The sequence below is a fragment of the Streptomyces sp. 1114.5 genome (assembly GCF_003635085.1).
Classification (GTDB): domain Bacteria; phylum Actinomycetota; class Actinomycetes; order Streptomycetales; family Streptomycetaceae; genus Kitasatospora.
Genome location: NZ_RBXE01000001.1, coordinates 3,818,556 through 3,836,653, shown reverse-complemented (window position 1 = coordinate 3,836,653; position 18,098 = coordinate 3,818,556). Strand labels below are relative to the sequence as shown.

Sequence of the window (18,098 nt, the reverse complement as noted above, 5' to 3'; positions counted from 1 at the left end):
CGTCACCGGTCCGACCCGCTCGTCACCGACCTGCCCGTCACGGGTCCAGCCAGCCCTCCCGCGAGGCCAGCGCCCCCGCCTGGAACCGGCTCCGGGCGCCGAGTTGGGTCATCAGCTTGCCCGCGATCCGGCCGACCGTGCGGCTGGAGATGCCCAGTTTGCGACCGGCCTGCTCGTCCGTGTAGCCCTCCTGCAGCAGTTGCAGCACGGCCCTGGTGTCCCCGGCCAGTTCGACCCGGGTGTCGCCGGCCTCCCGCTCCCGGGCCGGTGCCCCGAACGGCGCGGCCTGCTGCCAGGACTGGTCGAACAGCGAGGCCAGCGCCACGATCGCGGCCGTTCCCGGGCCGGAGAGCAGGATCGCGGCCTTGCCCTGCGCGTCGTCCGGGTCCACCGAGAGGAGTGCTTGCTCCTGGTCGAAGAGGATCATCCACGGCGGCAGCAGCGCGGTCGTCCGGACCTCGACCCCGCGTTCCTGGAGCCAGCGCAGATGGGCACGGGTGGCCGGGTCGTTGCAGGCGGTGTTCAGGTAGATGGACCGGGCCTCGACCCCGCGCGAGCGGAGGTCCTGGTGGGCGGCCCGACTGGTCACCAGCGCCTCCGGGGGCTGCGGCCCGCCCGGCACGAAGGCCAGGATCTCGTGCCGGGCCTCGCGGGAGAGCCGCCGCACCTGGTCGCAGACGGTGTCGGTGCCGGTGAACTCCTCCACGTCCATCGTCGTCAGCCGCCGGTCGGCGAACTCGCTGCGGAGCACCTGGAGCGCCGCGTTGCCCTCCTCGATCCGACTGCGGCTGCGCGCCAGCTCGACCCGCTGCCGGGTCAACAGGTCCTGCAGGCCCACCTCCGGGCTGACCGCGTAGAGCGTGTCCGGGGCGTCGTACGAGGGCCGCAGCAGGCCCAGGCCGGCGAGCTTGGCGATCTCGGCCGCCGTCCGGTTCTGGTCCCACCCGAGGCTGCCCGCGATCCGCGCGATGTCCGTGGCGGGATTGCGGAGCATCGTCAGGTAGAGGTTTTCGCTTTCCGGCCCGAGGCCGAACGGTTCAAGCATCAGGAAACCCCCGTGACACATCCCTGATAAACCCGATCTTCTCTATGCCTAACATCGGAGTCGAGACCTCCGCAATACCCGCACCTTGATCGTCGAATTCCGGGCTCGGTGTCCCGCCCGTCGACCGATCCGTCCGGATCCGGGCGCTATTCCCGTAACAACCCGATAATCATCCATTCGCACACCGGACTTGAGGTGTCTGCAACAAGCCATGTCCGGATCCGGAAGCCCCCGCTTCCTTGCCGCCACCCCGACTCCACGGCTACAAACGGCTATATGTCCAGAATTGCCGTCCAGACCCCCTCCGCCCCCACCCCGGTCGGCAGCTACTCCCAGGGCGCCCGCCGCGGCACCCTCCTCCAGGTCGCCGGCCAGGGCGGCACCGACCCGGCGACCGGAAAACTCGTCCCCGGCGGAGTCGCCGAACAGACCACTCGTACACTGCGCAACATCGAGGCCATTCTCCGCTCCGAGGGCGCGAGCTTCGCCGACGTCATCATGGTCCGCGTCCATATCGCACACGCGGACGATTTCCCCGCCATGGACGCCGCCTACGCCGCATTCCTCGGCCAGCCCTTTCCGGCCCGCACCACCGTGATCGTCGGCCTCCTCTCCGGAATGCTCGTGGAGATCGACGCCCTCGCCGCCCTCCCCGACCACTGACCCGGCGTGGATCCGTATGTCCGCCAGGACAGGCCCTAAGGGAGCTGGACCGGCGGGAAGGCGCCGGGCGGGGTGTCGGCGAGGGCGCCGTCGAGGGCGTCGCGCCGGACGGGCCCGGCGAGGGTGCCGCCGAAGGCCTGGGGGACGATCGTTCCGCCGATGCGCCGGCCGTCCAGGGGCTTCGGGTTGTCGGTGTCGCTGACGACGGTCGCGCCGGCCATCTCGGGGGTGTAGCGCCGCGCGGCCGACCGTCTGCCGCTGCGCCTCCGCGACCTTCTGCGGATCGTCCCCCGCCTCGTCGACGAACACGTTCTTCACGTACTGGCGGGCAGGGCGATGCCCGCCGCCACCACACCGGCGATCACGCTGATGCCGATCAGCCGCGCCCCGTGCCCGGTCTTCCGTACGCCCGTTCCCACCCGCTTCTCTGCCACGGGCCGGACCGTACGGGCACGCCATGAGGAAGTCGTAGGGATTCGACGCCGCATGGTCACGGCCGGGGCGACAGTCGGTTCCCGGCCGTCGCCCCGGCCGTCACCGCCGTTCGCGGGTGGTCAGGATCCTGTTGCCGCGCGCGGCTTGACGGCCGCCGCGCAGCGGTCGTCGATCACCGGGTGCCCGCCATCAACGGCGTCACCCGCTCCTCGCCGATCCGCGCCCGCAGCCCGCCGTCCGTCACGCCGAGGCCCGCCTCCGGGGCCAGGCAGAGGATGCCGACCTTGCCGGTGTGCCGGTTCTGCTGGATTGCGCGGGCGGCCTCGCCGACCGCCTCCAGCGGGTACGCCCCGGAGATGATCGGGAAGATCCGGCCCTGCTGGATCAGCCGGTTGGTCTGCCACTGCTCGTGCAGGTTGGCGCCGTGGCTGCCGACGATCTTCTTCAGCCGCATCCACAGGTAGCGGTTGTCGAAGGTGTGCTGGTAGCCGGTGCTGGACCCGCAGGTCACGATGGTGCCGCCGCGCCGGGCCACGAACACCGAGACGCCGAAGGTGTCCCGGCCGACGTGCTCGAAGACGATGTTGGGGTCCTCGCCGATCTTCTCCCGGATGATCCGCCCCAGGCGCTTGCCCGCCTTCAGGGTGACTTCCGGGTCGGCGGAGAGCTCCCCGATCTCGCGCCGGTCGATCACCAGCTCGCAGCCCAGGCGCTTCGCGATGTCGGCCTTCTCGTCCGAGCTGACGATCCCGACCGGGATGCCGCCCCCGTTGCGCACGAACTGGGCGGCGTACCCGCCGAGTCCGCCGGCCGCGCCCCAGATCAGCACGACGTCGCCCTGCCGCATGTTGGCGCCGCGCTCGCTGACCAGCATCCGGTAGGCCGTGCCGGCGCACAGCGGGTTGACGGCCGCCTCCTCCCAGCTCAGGTGGGCGGCCTTGGGCAGCAGCTGGCTGGCCCGCGCCACCGCGTAGTGGGCGAGGCCGCCGAAGTTGGTCTCGAACCCCCAGGCCCGCTGCTCCGCGCCGAGCATGCCGTCGGCGTGGGTGACCGGGTCCTGGTCGTCGACGTGCGCGGTCGCCACCACCACGTGGTCGCCGATCTTCACGTTGCGCACGCCGCTGCCGGCCCGCACGACCACGCCGGCCGCGTCCGAGCCGATCACGTGGTACGGCTGGTCGTGCCGCGCCGCCCAACCGCCCTGCTTGCCGTAGTACTGCAGGAAGTTGAAGCTGGGCAGCGGCTCGAAGGTCGCCGACCAGATGGTGTTGTAGTTCAGCGCGGAGGCCATCACCGCGATGAGCACCTCGTCGGGGGCGAGCTCCGGCATCGGGACCGGGCCCAGCCGGATCGACTGGCGGACGTCCTTGTCCTCCTGGCCGGAGAACAGGCCGACGTCCTCGATTCTCAGGTGGGCGGCCAGGTACTCGGCGGGGAGCGGCGTGCGCTCGATGACCTCGGGAGAGGCTCCTGTCACCACGGCGCGGGCGAGTTCGTCCATCATGTCCGTCCTGTCGTTGCGGTGTCTGTGGTGTGTGCGGGCTTTCACGCGGTTCGCTGTACCGGGTTCACGCGGTGCCCAGCCGGACCGGCAGGGACACCAGCGAGCGGGCGATCAGGCTCGGCTGCCAGCGCAGTTCACCGGCGGGCACGGCGAGCGAGAGGTCGGGGAAGCGGTTCAGCAGGGCGGAGAGCCCGATCCGGGTGTCCACCCGGGCCAGGGCGGCGCCGGGGCAGCGGTGGATGCCGTGGCCGAAGGCGAGGTGCCGGTTGTCCGCGCGGTGCGGGTCCAGCTCGTGGGGCCGGTCGAACTGCCGGGGGTCGCGGTTGGCGGAGGCCACGGCGACCAGGAGGATCTGCCCGCCCTCGATGGTCCGCCCGCCGATCCGGACGGGTGCGGTCGTGAAGCGGTAGCTGGAGATGTTCCCCGAGCTCTCGTACCGCAGCACCTCCTCCAGGAAGGCCGGCGTCAGGCCCGGCTCCCGCAGCAGCTGCGCGCGCAGCTCGGGGCGGTCCTGCAGCATCAGGACCGCGTTGCCGATCAGACCGGAGGTGGTCTCCTGGCTGCCGAGCAGGATGACGTTCACCATGGCGACGAGTTCGCGCCGGTCGAGCCGGTCGCCGTCGTCGGCCGGGGCCAGCAGCTCCGACATCAGGTCGTTGCCGCCCGTGCGCTCCCGGGCGTCGATGAGGCGGTTCACGTAGTTCCCGAAGGCGGCGGCCGCGGCGTGCCGTTCGGCCGCGTCCGCGGTGGACACCTGCGTGGTCAGGGACTTCTCGAACTCGCCGCGGTCGGCGGCGTCGATGCCGATCAGCTCGCAGATCACGGTGCAGGAGAACGGGTACGCGTACTCCGCCAGCAGGTCGACGGTCTCCTTGCCCTCGATGCCGTCGAGCAGTTCCTGCGCGATCCGCTCGATCCTGGGGGTGAAGTCGTGCACCACCCGGCTGGACAGCGCCTTCATGGCGGTCTTCCGCAGCCGGGCGTGGCGCGGCGGGTCGGAGTAGAGCATGTGGTCGTTGACCGGCGGGTCGAGCCGCAGCACGGCGTTGCCGTTGGCCTGCGCGAGCTCGCCGGCCGGGCCGTAGAGCTCCTTGCTGACGGTGGGGTCCGTCAGGGCCTGCTTGGCTTCCTCGTAGCCGGTGACGAGCCAGGCGCGCACGCCGCTGGGGAACTCCACCCGGTGGACCGGGCCGAGTTCGTTCAGCCGCCGGTACTCGGCGTGCGGGTCCTGGAAGAAGTCCTCCGTCAGCCGGTGCACGGAGTCCGCGGGTACGGAGTCCGCGGGTACGGTGCTGCTCATCGGTCTCCCGTCTTCGAAGAGTCGGTTGCTTCCGCAGTTGCCGTCGCAGTCGCCTTCGCGGAACGGAAGGCGAAGGTCCCCAGGAACGCCAGCGCGGCCATCACGGCGGCGGCGGCGAACGCCGCGGTGATGCCGCTGACCATGGCGTCCTTCGGGGTCCTGGTCGCGTCCCGGGAGTACGCCCCGAACACCGTGGTCAGGATGGCCACGCCGAGGGTGACCCCGGTCTGCTGGATGGTCTGCATCGCGCCGCCGGCGGACCCGGCCGCACTGGACGGCACCTTCGCCATGATGATCACGGCCAGCGGCATCAGCCCCAGGCCGGTGCCGCAGCCCATCAGCACGGTCGCCACGAACACCAGCGGGAAGTAGCCGGTGTCGACGGTCAGTCGGGTCAGCAGGAGCAGCCCGGCGAGCAGCAGCACGGTGCCGGTCATGGTCACCGGCTTCGGTCCGAAGCGCCGCAGCAGTGTGGGCGCCAGCCGGATCATCGCGAACATCAGCACGGCCGTCGGGAGGAACGCGAACCCGGTCGCCAGCGGGCCCGCGTCCCGTACGTCCTGCATGAACAGGGAGAGCACGAAGAACATCGACATGCTCGCCATGTAGCCGACGAACACGTTGGCGTAGGCGGTGGCGCGGTCGCGGTCGGCGAACAGCACCAGCGGCAGCAGGGGTTGGGCCGCCCGCTGCTCCACCAGGACGAAGGCCACGAGCAGGGTCGCGCCCGTGAGCAGCGAGAGGTCGATGCCCAGCCCGCCCCAGCCGTGCGTCGCGGCCTGGATGAAGCCGTAGACCAGGGCGGCGACCCCGCCCGTCGCGGTCAGCGCGCCCAGCAGGTCCAGCCGGCCCTCCCGCCGCGGCACGACCGGCAGGTACCGCCAGGCCAGCAGGACCGCCGGGACGCCCAGCGGGACGTTGATGAACAGCACCGCCCGCCAGCCGAGCCACTGGGCCAGCAGTCCGCCGAGGATCAGTCCGACGGCGAAGCCGGCACTGGCCATCCCCGAGTACAGCGCCAGGGCGCGCATCCGCGCCTTCGGCTCGGTGAAGACCGTGTTCAGCAGGGCCAGCGCGTTCGGCCCGGCCATGGCGGCGCCCACGCCCTGGGCGACCCGGGCGCCCAGCAGCCAGCCCGGCGACTGTGCCAGGCCGCCGGCCAGCGAGGCGGCGGTGAACAGGGCGACACCCGTGATGAACAGCCGCCGCCGGCCGAAGAGGTCGCCCGCCCGGCCGCTGACCAGCAACAGCCCGCCGAAGGCCAGGGTGTAGGCGTCGAGGACCCAGGGCAGCGTGGTGGCACCGAAGTGCAGGTCGGCGCGGATGCGGGGCAGCACCACGTTCATGACCGTGACGTCGAGGACGATCAGCAACTGGCAGCTGAGCAGGGTGGCCAGCACGATGCCGGGGCGGAGCGGGCGGACGTCCCGGCCGGTTCCGGTGGCCGGGAGCGCTGCGACATCAGACATGGGGAGACTCCGAGAGGGGGGCGGTACCAGCGGGCGTCAACCGACCGAGATGCGGCGCAGCTTTCTCGGCGAGTCCGCGGGGTAGGCCGCGCGCGCGTGCACGACCCGCCGGTTGTCCATGACCAGCACCTGGCCGGCCTGCCACCGGTGCGGGTACATCACCTCGGGGGCGGTCAGCCAGCGGTCCAGCACCTCGAACAACGCGGTGCTCTGCTCCGGGGTGTAACCGCGCACGGCCGCACCGAAGTTGCGTTCCGGGTCCGGCGGGTAGTCCAGTCCGACCCACAGGGCGTCCCCGCCGGTGACCGGGTCCACCTGGACCGGCGCCACGACCGGGTTGCCGTCGGGCCGCTCCACGTAGAAGCCCGAGACCCGGGACCAGTACTCGATCTCCAGGCCGCGCAGGGTCTCCACCAGGTCGGCGGGGGCGGCGGCGAAGAACGCGGCGCTGCCGGCGACCAGCGTCTCGCCGCCCTCGTACGGGGCTTCCAGGCACTCCAGCCCGATGTAGCTGACCTTGTTGGCGTTCAGGTGCCCGTCGACGTGCATCGGGATGGCGCCGGTGCGGAACTGGGAGTTGTCCGTGCCGGGCCGCTGCTCCTGGATGAGCTGGCTGCCGAAGCCGTACGCCGCCCCCTCGCCGAGCGGCGCCATGATGTCCTCCAGGGACATCTGGTCCGGGCCCTCGGGTTCCAGGACGACGAAGCCGTGGCGTTGCAGCTTCTCCAGGTACGGCGAGGGCGCCGCCCGGCCGCAGCGGGCGTCGGCGGCGGCGAGCCGCATGTCGGTGGTGGGGTCCATGGTGTCCCTTCTTCGCGGATCGGTGACGGTCGGTGACGGTGCGTCAGGCCTTCGGCGTCCGGCCGCCGGTGAGCTCCGTCCGGGCGTAGCCGGCCGCGGCCGGGCCGAACTGGAGCGTCGCGTGGGAGCCCGCGGTGTGGATGTCGCGCCACAGCCGCTGCAGGACGGACCCGGTGCTGTGGCCGGCGGCGCCGGAGGCCCGCATCAGCCGGTCCACCGCGCCGACCAGCAGTTCGGCCGCGAAGGCGCAGTCCCGCTGGTTGCGCGCCACCTGGGCGCGGGTGACGGCCGGCGCAGTGTCGATCAGCTGCGCGATGCGGTCCAGCAGCAGGTCGGCTGCGTCGATCTCGGCGGAGCTGCGCGCGAGCACGTCCGCGAGGTGGGCGACCACCGGGTCGTAACCGGCCGGGCGGGCCTGCAGCTTGGCCGAGGTGAGCTCCTGCCAGTGCCGCAGTGCGCCGCGGGCGGCGCCGAGCATCGGCAGGCAGAACAGGAAGGTGTTCACGGCTTGCAGCGGCACCGCACGGCCGTCCGGGCCCGGCTGCGGGGCGTCCAGGTCGGCGAGGACGGCGACCGGGAAGGTCAGCTCCTCCGGGACGAAGACCTCCTCGACGACCACCGTGTGGCTGCCGGTCGCCTGCATCCCGACGTCGTCCCAGGTCCGCTCGATGCGGACCTCGGCGCGCGGCACCAGGCACACCAGCGGCCCGGCGGCGGCCCCGCCCGCGGTGGCTCCCTCCCCTGCGGCGGCGCTGTCGTTCCCCGCGAGGGCGAACAGCAGGATCCAGTCGGCCCGTTCCGAGGAGGAGACCAGCGGCCAGGCGCCCGACAGCAGCCGGCCGCCCGCCACCGGGACGGCGCTGCCCCGGGGCGTCACCCCGCCCGCGATCAGGGTGTCCGGCCCGTCCGCCCAGAGCCGCTGCTGCCCGGCGGGCGGCAGGTGGGCCGCGGTGCGGGTCATCAGCCCGGCCACGACCGTGCACCAGGCGGTCGCCGGGCAGGACGCGCCGAGGACGACGGCCGCCTGCTTCAGCTCCGCGAAGGTCCCGCCGGAGCCGCCGAAGGAGGCCGGTACGAAGTGGCGGGCGGCCCCGGCCGCGACGAGCGCGGTGACGACGTCGAGGTCCGGGGTGCGGGCGGCCTCGGCCTTCTCGGCCTGACGGCCGGCCAACTCGGCGATCTCTGCCGCTCGTTCGACCAGCGGCCGCAGGGGGCGGATGGCGGTCACCGCGGCGCTCACCTGCGCACCGCCCGCTGCGCGTCGGTCTGCGCGTCGGTCTGCGCGTCGGCCTCCGCGTCGATCGGCTCGCCGATCTGCGCGTGGATCTCCGCGGCGAGGCGGACGACGGTCACCGGCTCGCGGAAGAGCTCGGCGACGGCGAACTCGACGTCGAACTCCTCCTCCAGGACGGACAGCAGCCGGACCAGGTTCACCGAGTTGACCCCGGCGCCGACCAGGTCCGCCTCGTACTCCTCGGGAGCGATCCGGTAGCCCTGCCGCGCCAGTTGGTCCACGATCGTGCCGGTCACGTTCGGCTCGTTCGCTTCGTTCGCTTCGTTCACTGCCGTCACTGCCATCCGCCTTCGATCTCGTCCTGGACCCGCCGTACGTTCTCCGGCTCGAACACGTCGAAGTGCCCGCCCGTCAGCGCGACGGTGCGCACCGTCGGCGCCCACTCCCGCCAGGCCTGCGGGTCCGGCTCGGCCGGCCGTTCGGCGGCCCGGAACTGGACGAGCGGGACCGGCACCCGGCCCGGCTGCCAGTCGCGCAGCAGCAGCATGTTCTGCCGGTACACCTCGAACCTGCGGTGCAGCGCCGGGTCGCCGGCCACGTCGCCTTCCGACGCCACCACGCCGCCCGCCCGCCGGATGTCCTCCACGAACTCGGCCACCATCGCCGGGTCCGAGTCCGCGCAGCGGCGCGCCGCCGCCGACACCGGGGTGTCGAGCACGACGACCCGGGTGACCGGGTACGAGGAGGCCCGCGCGGCCTCGGCGGCGAGCGCACCGCCGAAGGACCAGCCGACCAACACGCACGGCACCTCCGGGTCCTCGATCCGGGCCTCCAGGTGCCGCAGGCACTGCTGGGCGGCCGCCGCCAGCGTCGGGGCCGCGTCGGGATCGAAGGGCCGGTCGAAGCCGAGCAGGTGGACGTCGAGGTCGCCCGGCAGGCTGCGGACCAGTCCGGCGTAGCAGGCGACGCCCCCGCCGACCGGCGGGAAGACGAGCACCCGGCCGCGCGGCTCGGCCACCGGGCGCGGGGTGAAGCTCCACACCGCCTCGCTCGCCGAGCCGCGCCCGGTCCGGCACAGCCGCGCCAGTCCGGTCACCGTCGGGTCGGCGAGGAAGCGCCCGAAGGCGATGTCGTACCCGAACCTGCCGCGCAGCATCGACAGCAGCCGGATCGCGTCGAGCGAGGAGCCGCCGGACTCGAAGAACCCCTCCGTGCCGGGCGGGCGGCCCAGCAGTTCGGTCCAGCAGGCCGCCACCTCCTGGGCGTGCGGGCCCCGGTCGAGCGGCGCGGCGGCCGCGGCCGGCGCGGCGGGCGGCGGGGCCGCGGAGCGCAGCCGGCGGTGGTCGACCTTGCCGTTGGCGGTCAGCGGGATCTCGTCCAGGTCGACGAGTGCGAACGGCACCATGTAGGACGGCAGTTGGTCGCGCAGCGCGGCGAGGCTGCGCTCGCGCCAGTCGGCGGGGGCGTCGGCGGCGAGCGTGACGTAGGCGAGCACGCCGCCGCCGTCCGGCGGGACGCAGACGGCGCTGCGGCCCACGTGTTCCATGGCGTTGAGCTGCGCCTCGATCTCGCCCAGCTCGACCCGGTAGCCGTTGACCTTGACCTGGGTGTCGGCCCGGCCGAGGAACTCCACCACGCCGTCCGGGCCGCGGCGGCCGCGGTCGCCGGTGCGGTAGATCCACCCGTGCTGCGGGTCGTCGAGGAAGGCCTCCGCGGTGCGCTCCGGGTCGTTCAGGTACCCGTCGGCGACGCCGTCGCCCGCGATGTGGATCTCGCCGATGTGCCAGTCCGGGCAGACCCCGCGCCGGGGGTCCAGCACCAGGATGTCCTGGCCGGCCAGCGGCTTCCCGTACGGGATCGACCGGCCGGTGCAGTCGGCGGGCGTGATCCGGTGGTGGATCGACCAGATCGAGCCCTCGGTCGCACCGCCCAGGCTGGTCACCTCCGCCCCGGGGGACAGCCGCTCCAGCCCGGCGGGGAGGTTCAGCGGGATCCAGTCGCCGCTCAGCAGGTAGGAGCGGATCGACGGCAGTGCGGCGCCCTCCTCGGCGAGCAGGGCGGCCAGCGCCGGGGCCGAGTTCCAGACCGTCACCGCGTGCTCCGTGACGGTCCTGGTCCAGGCCGACGGGGTGCGCGCGGTGTCCTCCGGCAGCATGACCACCGCGCCGCCGACGAGCAGCGGACCGAAGACGTCCCACACCGACAGGTCGAAGCCGATCGAGGACACCGAGAGCACGCTGTCGGACGGCCCGAGCTTGACCAGGTCGTTGACGGCGTCGACGGTGTTCAGCACCGCGTGGTGGCGGATGACCACGCCCTTCGGCTCCCCGGTCGAGCCGGAGGTGAAGATCACGTAGGCGACGTCCGGCGCACCGCGCTCCGGCAGCCGGCGCCCGCCGCGGGCCGCGGCCTCCGCCTGGGTGGGCACGGCGATCGGCTCGACGCCGCGCTGCTGCCAGCCCTCGGCGGTCTTCCGTTCGCCGGCGGTCTTCGGTTCGTCGGCGGTCTTCGGTTCGCCGGCGGTCTTCGGTTCGCCGGCGGTCACGGCGAAGCGCAGCCGGGCCTGGCGGGTGATCCGGTCGAGCCGGCCCGGGGGCAGGCTCCAGTCCAGCGGGACGTACACGCAGCCGGCGAGCAGGGCGCCGAGGATCCCCACCACCTGGCCGCGGCCGCGCGGCAGGTGGATCGCGACGTGGTCGCCGACGACGGCGCCCGCGGCCGTCAGCCGCTGCGCCACCTCGGCGGCGGCGTCGGCCAGTTCGGCGTAGGTCAGCACGCCGTCGGCGTCCCGGACGGCCGGCGCGTCGGGGGTCCGGTCGATGGTCGCCAGCACGCGCTGCTGCAGCGTCGCGTCGCGGTGCAGAGCGGGGCGGGGGCGCTCGGGGCGGACGGCCGCCGGGAGGGCGGGCTCCTCCGGGACGGTCCAGTCGGCCCCGTCGGCCGCCAGCCGCTCGACGGCCCGGGCGTACTGGTCCACGAAGTCGTCGAGGAAGCCCTCGTCGAAGGCGTCGGTGCGCCAGTCGAAGCCGAGCCGGATGGTGCCGTCCCGGTCCACGCCGACCTGGTGGTCCACCAGGACCTGCGGCACCCGCAGTTGCAGGGTGTCCCAGTCCCGTTGCAGGCCGAGCGCGGCCTCGCCCGGCGTGTCCAGTTCGGTCGCGGTGAACGCGAACGGGTACAGCAGCCGACGCCGGTCGCCGGCCGGGTCGGCCAGCCGGGCGATCTCGGGGCCGCTGAGCGAGGAGTGCAGCGACTGCTCCAGGACGCGGCCCTGCACCTCCCGTGCGAGCGAGACGAAGTCGCGTCCCTCCAGCGCCGGTACCGCCACCGGGAGGGGGGTTCCGTGGTTGCCGAGCCGCCCGTCGCCCGCGGCCGGGTCCTGCTGGGAGCGCACCAGGGTGACGGTGTGCGGCCGGCCGCCGCCGACGCTGCCGAGCAGCGCCCCGTACACCGTGAGGAGCACCATCGGCACGGTCAGGCCGTGCTGCTGGGCCCGCCGGGTGACGGCCTCGGCGGTGGGGCGGTCGAGGTGCAGCATCCGGTGGGTCACGGCCCGGCCGACGTGCCGCCAGTCGGGGCGCAGCGGTGCCTCGACGGTCTCCGGCAGCGTCGGCGCCACGGCGCGCCAGTACCGTTCGTCCCGCTCCCGCCGCCGCCGGCCGACCGGCTGGGCGGCTCCGGCCTCGGCGTCGGCCGGTACGGAGTCGGACGGTACGGAGTCGGCCGGCTCGCCGTCGATGCCTTCGCCGGCCAGCGCCCGCAGGAAGCGGGCGAGGGAGGCGGCGTCCATCAGCCACAGCGCGTAGACGAGGTGGAGCCGGGCCCGCCCTCCGGAGCGCACCGCGGTGACCTTCAGCTGGGGCCAGGCGTCGAACTCCAGGGTGTCCGAGCGGAATTCGTCCCGGACCGCGCCGTCGACGGTGTCGAAGGCGTCCTCCGTCGCGTCCAGCACGGTGACCGGGACGACGGGCTCCTCGGTGACCGGCGTCCGAGTCAGGTCGGCCCCGACCCGGGTGCGCAGGATCGGGTTCTCCCGCACCAGCCGGTCCAGGCGCTGCTGGAGGGAGTCCACGGCGGACACCGGCAGCTCGCAGGCGAGGTAGTACCGGGCCGGGCCGCGCAGTTCGAGCCCGTCCTGGTCGCCGACCAGGTAGGCGCGCTGGAGCGGGCCGAGCCCGTGGTCCGCCGCCGCCGTCCCGGCCGGCAGCTCGGCGTGTTCGGACACGGCGTTTTCCGGCACGGCGTGTTCAGGCACGGCGTGTTCAGGCACCGGTCGCCTCCTCGCCGGAGCGGATCGCCCGCAGCAGTGCGCGGTGCACCCGCCCGATCTCGTCGGCGCCGGAGATCCCCTTGCGGTAGTAGTACGTCATGACCATCTCGGGCCCGGACATCTGAAGTTCCCCCTGCAGCTGGTAGCGCAGTGCACGGCCGAGTGCCCGCGGGCTCCACGCCCCCAGGTCGCGGGCCCGCAGGTCCCGCGGCATCGGCCGCTGGTTGAACAGGACCGTGGACAGCGGGAAGCGGCTCGTCGCGGCCAGTCCCGGGTCGGCGATGCGCTGGTCGAACTCCCAGTCGCCGTACCGCGTCCCGTCGGCGAGCTGGCTCGCCATGGCGCCGATGTTCTCCCGCAGCGAGGCCGCGCCCGGTCCGCGCACGATCAGGCTGGTGGTGAAGTTGCCGACCACGGCGGCGTCGCTGTCGCCGCGGTTCTGGCTCACCACGATGACGGCGGGGCGGTCGAGGCCGAAGGTGTCGGCGACGGCCCGCTCGAAGGCGGCCAGCGCGACGGTGAAGGCGGAGACGCCCGACTCCTGCGCGATCGTGTGGATCCGGCGGGTGCACACGGCGCCCAGCGGGAGGGAGAGCAGTTCGCCCTGTTCCGTTCCGGGGCCGGTGGCCTCGGGCAGCTCGACCTGGGTGGCGCCGGCCAGCAGGCTGCGCCAGTACGCGGCCGCCGGGCCCGGCTCGGTCTCCCGGGCCGTCGCCAGGCAGAACGCCCGGTAGCCGCCGCCGTCCCGGTCCCCACCGGAGTCCACACCGGAGTCCTCGCCACCGTCGAGGCTGCCGACCTCCGGCCCGCCGGACAGCGCGGCCCGCAGCTCGCCGGCCAGCACGTCCAGCCCCAGCCCGTCCACGAACAGGTGGTGCGCCACCAGGACGACCGAACTGCCGGTGCTCCCCCGGACGAGCGCCGCCCGGATCGCGGGCGCGGCCTCGGGGTCGATCGGCTCGGCGACCAGCGCGGTCCGAGTGGCCTGCACGCAGTCGCGGAAGGCCGGGGTGTCCGTCGCGGCGTCGGTGTCCACGACGCTGACGGCGCAGGACAGTTCCTCCGGCGCCGTCCAGGTCTGCTCCTGCCAGCCGGGGGCGAGCGCCAGCCCCAGCGCGTCGTGCCGGGCGAGCAGCCGCCCGATCGCCTCGCCGAGCTCCGACTCGGAGGGCCGGTGCGGGAGGGGGATCTCTCGGGAGATGTTGCACCAGTTCGCGTTGCCGCCCGCCATGCAGACCCACATGTAGGCCAGTTGACGGGAGGACAGCGGGTAGCGCTCGGGCGCCGCCGCTGTCGCGGCCGGGAGGGAGACCCGGTCGGTGCCGACGGCGCCGCCGCGCGGCCGCCGGCGGCGGTCGATCTCGCGGGCCAGCGCGGGAACGTCGCGCAGCCCGAAGGACTCCGCGACGGTCAGGCGCACCCCGTAGACCCGGTGGACACTCGACACCGCCGCCAGCATGTCCAGCGAGGAGACCCCGGCGTCGACCAGGCTGAGGGTGCCCTCGTCGGTGCCCAGCAGGGCGTGCAGGTGCTGCTCGACCTCGTGCCCCTCGGCCGCGGCGGTCTCCTCGGCCGGCCCGGCGGCGAGCCGGTCCAGGGAGGCCAGCAGGGCCCGCCGGTCGATCTTGCCGCTGCGCAGCATCGGCAGGTCCGCCCGCAGCCGCAGGGTGAACCGCGGCAGCCGCCGGCCGCGGCCGAGCCCGTGGACGGTAGCGGCCAGCAGGTCCTCGGCGGGTGCCGCGCCCGGCACGGTGGTGACGAAGAGCTGCGGGCCCCCGTGGTCGACGACCACGCACTGCCGCACGCCGGGCAGCGCCTCGATGTCGTCGATCAGCGGCTGGAAGGAGACCCTGCGGCCGCCGAACTTGAGGTCGTTGCCGGCCCGGCCGACGATCACCAGGGCGCCGTCCTCGCTCCGGCGGCCGAGGTCGCCGGTGGGCAGCGGGACGGGGAACGGCGTCAGCTCGTGCCGGTCGCCGGTGGCGGCGCCCAGCAGGCCGAGCGCGGGCGCCGGTGAGGTGAGGAGCACTTCGCCGACCCCGGTGTCGTCGGGGTCGCGCAGGTCCACCCGGACGCCGGGGCGCGGCACCCCGACGGGGATCGACCGCGCGTCGCCGTGGTCGAGGTCCTGGACGTCGCGCCGGTACAGCTGGGCGAGCGTGGCCTCGGTCTGGCCGTACAGGTTGACGATCTCGGCGCCGGGCGCGATGGCGGCCCACTGCTCCACCACCCGCCGGCCCAGGACCTCGCCGGCGAAGAAGAGCAGCCGCAGCCGGGGCAGTGCGGCCGGCCCGAGCCGCGGTTCCTCGGCCAGCCGGGTCGCGATGGACGGCACCAGGAAGGCCACCGTCGGGTCGCTGTCGACCAGGTGGTCGGCGAGCGCCGGCAGGTCGAGCTGGGCGTCGACGGGCGGCAGCGACAGCACGCCGCCCGCGCCGAGGACGCCGAACAGCTCCCGCAGCGAGGGGTCGAAGTTGACCCGGGTGACGGCGGCGCAGCGGTCCGTGTCGGTGAGCGCGAACTCCTCGCGGAACCAGTCGAGGAAGAGGTCCAGGCCGTGCCGGCTGCCGACGATGGCCTTGGGTTCGCCGGTCGAACCGGAGGTGGGGATGACGTAGCCGGCGTCCGGGTCCGGGAACCGCCGGGTCGGCCGGGCCGGCCGTTCGGTGGGCGGGGCGGTTTCGAGGAGGACGGCCCCGGTGGCGGAGTCGAGGACGAGCTCGGTCACTCCCCCGCTCGCCCCCCGGTACTGGTCGGCCGGGGTGGCGTCGTGGCTGACCACGGCGGCGGGGCAGGTGCGCTGTTCGAGCCAGCCGTACTGCTGCGCGGTCAGTCCGGCGTCCACCGGGACGGGCACCGCGCCGGCCCGCCAGGCGGCCTGCAGCCCGACCAGGTAGGCGGGCGACAGCGGGCCCATGACCAGGACGCTCGCGCCCGCCGCGCCCGCTGCCGCCAGCCGCTCGGCCAGGGCGGCGACGGCGGCCTCCAGCTGCCCGTACGTCATCGACCGGCCGCACCACTGCACGGCGGTCCGCGCCGCCCGTTCGCTGCCGGGGGCCGGACATCGCAGGCCCGCGGCTTCCACGGTGGTCATACCGTGAGCACCCCTTCCTCCTGGAGGGCGCGCTTGACCGCCGCGTAGTCGGTCTTCCCGACCGGGGTCCGCGGCAGCGCGGCCGCGAAGCCGTACCGCTGGGGCAGCTGGTACGGGAGCAGGTGCGCGCCGGCCTGCCGGCGGACCGACTCCGGGTCGCACCCGGGCTCGGCCACGACCAGCGCGGCGACCTGTTCGCCGCCCTCCCCGTCGGGCAGCCCGACGACCCCGCAGTCGATGACGCCCTCGCACCTGCGCAGGGCCGTCTCGACCTCGATCGGCGCGACCTTGTTGCCGGTGACGTTGATGAAGGTGGACTTGCGCCCGCGGATGTACCAGCCCTCCGGCCGTGCCACCACGAGGTCGTGGGTGCGCAGCCAGCCGTCCACGAACATCGCCGACTCCGCCACCGGGTCGCGGTAGTACCCGCGGGCCATGGCCGGTCCACGCACCAGGAGTTCGCAGACCTGCTCCTCGCCGTCGGAGCCGTCGGAACCGTCGAGGCCGCCGCTGCCGTCGACCGGCTCCAGCTGCCACTCGATCCCCGGCAGCGGCAGCCCGATCGTGCCCGGTCCCGCGTTGTCGGCGTCGTAGGTGATGGTGCCGATCTCGCCCAGCCCGTAGCCCTGGCGCAGCGGCAGGCCGAAGCGCTCGCCGAAGCGCGCCTGGGTGTCGGCGGCGATGGGGGCGCTGCCGGTGAGGGCGAGCCGCAGCGAGCGCAGCATCGCCGGGTCGACCCCGTCGGCGGCGACCAGCATCTGGTACATCACCGGCAGGCCGCTGACGAGGGTGACCTCGTGGTCGGCGATGGCGCGGGCCAGGCCGCGGCCGGTCAGGTGCGAGCCGCGGGTGAAGACGACCTTGGCCCCGCTGAGCAGGCTGGGCAGCGTCAGCACGTCGATGCCGTGGCCGTGCCAGAGCGGCAGCGCGCACAGCACCACGTCCGAGGGCCCCAGGGCGCCCTTGCCGGCCCAGGAGCGGACCCGCTCCAGGACGGCCGCCTGGCTCATCACGATGCCCTTGGGCTCGCCGGTCGAGCCCGAGGTGCAGTGCACGACGAAGTCGGCGGGCAGGTAGGCGTGCGGCAGCCGCGCCGTGGGGTCCGTGTCGCGGCCCGGGGCGGTCGGCTCCGCCGTGACGGAGCCGATGCCGTCGGGGCCGTCGCGCAGCACCGCGTCCAGGTCGAACTTGGCCGCGAGGCGGGCCGTCTCCTCGGGTGCCGCCCGGCCGTCCAGCAGCACGATGACCGACTCCGCCTTGGCGGCGGCGAAGTAGGCGGCGACGAAGGTCACCGGGTCGTCCAGTGCCAGGCCGAGGACGGAGCCGAGCCGGCCGGCGGCGAGCCGGTCGTAGCCGAGCCCGTCGGCGTCCAGCTGCTCGGCGATGGCGTCGGCGTGCTCCACGAGGCGTCCGTAGGAGACCTCGGTGCCGTCGTAGGACACCACGGCCGTCGCCCCGGGCCGGCGCCGGGCGACGCCGAGCAGTTCCTGATACAGCGTCATGAGGCGGCACTCGCCCCGTTCTTGGCCTCCGTGCCCAGCACGTTGTGGAAGTGCCCGTGCATCGCCTTCGCCGCGAAGGTCCGGCGGTGCACGGCCTTGGAGTCCTCGCGGCTCTGTTCCAGGGCGGCCCGCATCCGGCCGGTGAGCACGTGCTTGGTGGCCGAGAAGGCGACCTCGGGGTAGCGCGCCATCCGCCGGGCCCGTTGGAGGGCCCGGTCGAGCAGGAACTCCGGCTCGCAGGCCTCGTCGGCCATGCCCCAGCGCAGGGCGGTGTCGGCGGGGATCGGGCGGCAGCCCATGATGACGTGCCGGGCGATGTCGTACCCGGTGCTGGTGGAGAGGATGGTGGCGGCCATGGAGGCCCCGATGCCGTGCTCCAGCTCCGGCATCAGCAGGTTCGCCCGGGTGGACATGATCTTCCAGTCGAACATCATGGCCAGTTGGAAGCCCAGGCCGACGGCGTAGCGGTCGATCGCCGCGATCGTCGGCTTGTGGGTGTCCAGGACCGACAGGTAGAGGTCGGTGCACCAGTCGATGGTCTCGTTGACGGCGTCGTCCGTCCCCAGCTGCAGGGCCTCGTTGAAGTTCCCGCCGGCACTGAAGCTGCGGTCGTGGCCGCCGTGGACGACGATCGCGCCCACGGTGTCGTCCCCGTCCGCCTCGCGGACGGCGGCCATGAAGGCCTCGGCCATCTCCTTGCCGAACGGATTCGTCGGCTTCTCGTGGGCCAGGGTCAGGACCCGGACTCCTTCGACGTCCTCGATGTCGATCAATCCCACGA

Annotated in this window: 13 protein-coding genes; 1 reads left to right on the top strand and 12 read right to left on the bottom strand. The window is 73.8% G+C overall.

What is annotated here, in order from left to right; all coding sequences use genetic code 11:
- Positions 1 to 37 precede the first annotated feature (37 nt).
- Entirely contained in the window at positions 38 to 1,045 is a 1,008-nt protein-coding gene (locus BX285_RS17250; protein ID WP_183107084.1) for a helix-turn-helix transcriptional regulator, read from the bottom strand.
- 276 nt (positions 1,046 to 1,321) lie between these two features.
- Between BX285_RS17250 and BX285_RS17245 the strand changes: the two genes are divergently transcribed.
- On the top strand, positions 1,322 to 1,708 hold the full coding sequence (locus BX285_RS17245) for a RidA family protein (RefSeq protein WP_121175589.1): 387 nt from the start codon (positions 1,322 to 1,324) through the stop codon (positions 1,706 to 1,708).
- A 35-nt stretch (positions 1,709 to 1,743) separates the two neighbouring features.
- On the opposite strand, the gene BX285_RS37335 is transcribed toward BX285_RS17245, so the two are convergent.
- From BX285_RS37335 to BX285_RS37330, 11 genes are all read right to left on the bottom strand, one after another.
- Positions 1,744 to 1,929, bottom strand: a complete 186-nt coding sequence (locus tag BX285_RS37335) for a hypothetical protein (RefSeq protein WP_183107083.1) — start codon at positions 1,927 to 1,929, stop codon at positions 1,744 to 1,746.
- 386 nt (positions 1,930 to 2,315) lie between these two features.
- Positions 2,316 to 3,644 (bottom strand): crotonyl-CoA carboxylase/reductase, encoded by a 1,329-nt coding sequence (gene ccrA / locus BX285_RS17235; protein ID WP_097240375.1) that lies wholly within the window; start codon positions 3,642 to 3,644, stop codon positions 2,316 to 2,318.
- A 67-nt stretch (positions 3,645 to 3,711) separates the two neighbouring features.
- A complete protein-coding gene (locus tag BX285_RS17230) occupies positions 3,712 to 4,947 on the bottom strand; it encodes a cytochrome P450 (protein WP_121175587.1) in 1,236 nt (411 codons plus the stop codon).
- The gene (locus BX285_RS17225; RefSeq protein ID WP_121175586.1) at positions 4,944 to 6,416 is read right to left on the bottom strand and encodes an MFS transporter; all 1,473 of its coding nucleotides are present in this window, start codon (positions 6,414 to 6,416) and stop codon (positions 4,944 to 4,946) included. The genes BX285_RS17230 and BX285_RS17225 overlap by 4 nt, the downstream gene beginning before the upstream one ends.
- Before the next feature lie 36 nt (positions 6,417 to 6,452).
- Positions 6,453 to 7,217 (bottom strand): TauD/TfdA family dioxygenase, encoded by a 765-nt coding sequence (locus BX285_RS17220; RefSeq protein ID WP_097238786.1) that lies wholly within the window; start codon positions 7,215 to 7,217, stop codon positions 6,453 to 6,455.
- Positions 7,218 to 7,260: 43 nt separating this feature from the next.
- Positions 7,261 to 8,445, bottom strand: coding sequence for an acyl-CoA dehydrogenase family protein (locus BX285_RS17215; protein ID WP_121177590.1), 1,185 nt, complete (start codon positions 8,443 to 8,445; stop codon positions 7,261 to 7,263).
- Between the two features lie 8 nt (positions 8,446 to 8,453).
- On the bottom strand, positions 8,454 to 8,747 hold the full coding sequence (locus tag BX285_RS17210) for an acyl carrier protein (protein ID WP_183107082.1): 294 nt from the start codon (positions 8,745 to 8,747) through the stop codon (positions 8,454 to 8,456).
- A gap of 38 nt (positions 8,748 to 8,785) precedes the next feature.
- Positions 8,786 to 12,676, bottom strand: coding sequence for a non-ribosomal peptide synthetase (locus BX285_RS17205; RefSeq protein WP_147465176.1), 3,891 nt, complete (start codon positions 12,674 to 12,676; stop codon positions 8,786 to 8,788).
- 37 nt (positions 12,677 to 12,713) lie between these two features.
- The gene (locus tag BX285_RS17200; protein ID WP_121175583.1) at positions 12,714 to 15,815 is read right to left on the bottom strand and encodes an AMP-binding protein; all 3,102 of its coding nucleotides are present in this window, start codon (positions 15,813 to 15,815) and stop codon (positions 12,714 to 12,716) included.
- Positions 15,812 to 17,317, bottom strand: coding sequence for a class I adenylate-forming enzyme family protein (locus BX285_RS17195; protein ID WP_097238782.1), 1,506 nt, complete (start codon positions 17,315 to 17,317; stop codon positions 15,812 to 15,814). Before BX285_RS17195 ends, BX285_RS17200 begins: the two co-directional genes overlap by 4 nt.
- On the bottom strand, positions 17,314 to 18,096 hold the full coding sequence (locus BX285_RS37330; protein WP_179852927.1) for an enoyl-CoA hydratase/isomerase family protein: 783 nt from the start codon (positions 18,094 to 18,096) through the stop codon (positions 17,314 to 17,316). The genes BX285_RS17195 and BX285_RS37330 overlap by 4 nt, the downstream gene beginning before the upstream one ends.
- Between the last annotated feature and the right edge of the window lie 2 nt (positions 18,097 to 18,098).

Coding starts and splice junctions, on each gene's coding strand:
- BX285_RS17250 (WP_183107084.1), bottom strand. CDS start 1,045: ATGCTTGAACCGTTCGGCCTCGGGCCGGAAAGCGAAAACCTCTACCTG.
- BX285_RS17245 (WP_121175589.1), top strand. CDS start 1,322: ATGTCCAGAATTGCCGTCCAGACCCCCTCCGCCCCCACCCCGGTCGGC.
- BX285_RS37335 (WP_183107083.1), bottom strand. CDS start 1,929: ATGGCCGGCGCGACCGTCGTCAGCGACACCGACAACCCGAAGCCCCTG.
- ccrA (WP_097240375.1), bottom strand. CDS start 3,644: ATGGACGAACTCGCCCGCGCCGTGGTGACAGGAGCCTCTCCCGAGGTC.
- BX285_RS17230 (WP_121175587.1), bottom strand. CDS start 4,947: ATGAGCAGCACCGTACCCGCGGACTCCGTACCCGCGGACTCCGTGCAC.
- BX285_RS17225 (WP_121175586.1), bottom strand. CDS start 6,416: ATGTCTGATGTCGCAGCGCTCCCGGCCACCGGAACCGGCCGGGACGTC.
- BX285_RS17220 (WP_097238786.1), bottom strand. CDS start 7,217: ATGGACCCCACCACCGACATGCGGCTCGCCGCCGCCGACGCCCGCTGC.
- BX285_RS17200 (WP_121175583.1), bottom strand. CDS start 15,815: ATGACCACCGTGGAAGCCGCGGGCCTGCGATGTCCGGCCCCCGGCAGC.
- BX285_RS17195 (WP_097238782.1), bottom strand. CDS start 17,317: ATGACGCTGTATCAGGAACTGCTCGGCGTCGCCCGGCGCCGGCCCGGG.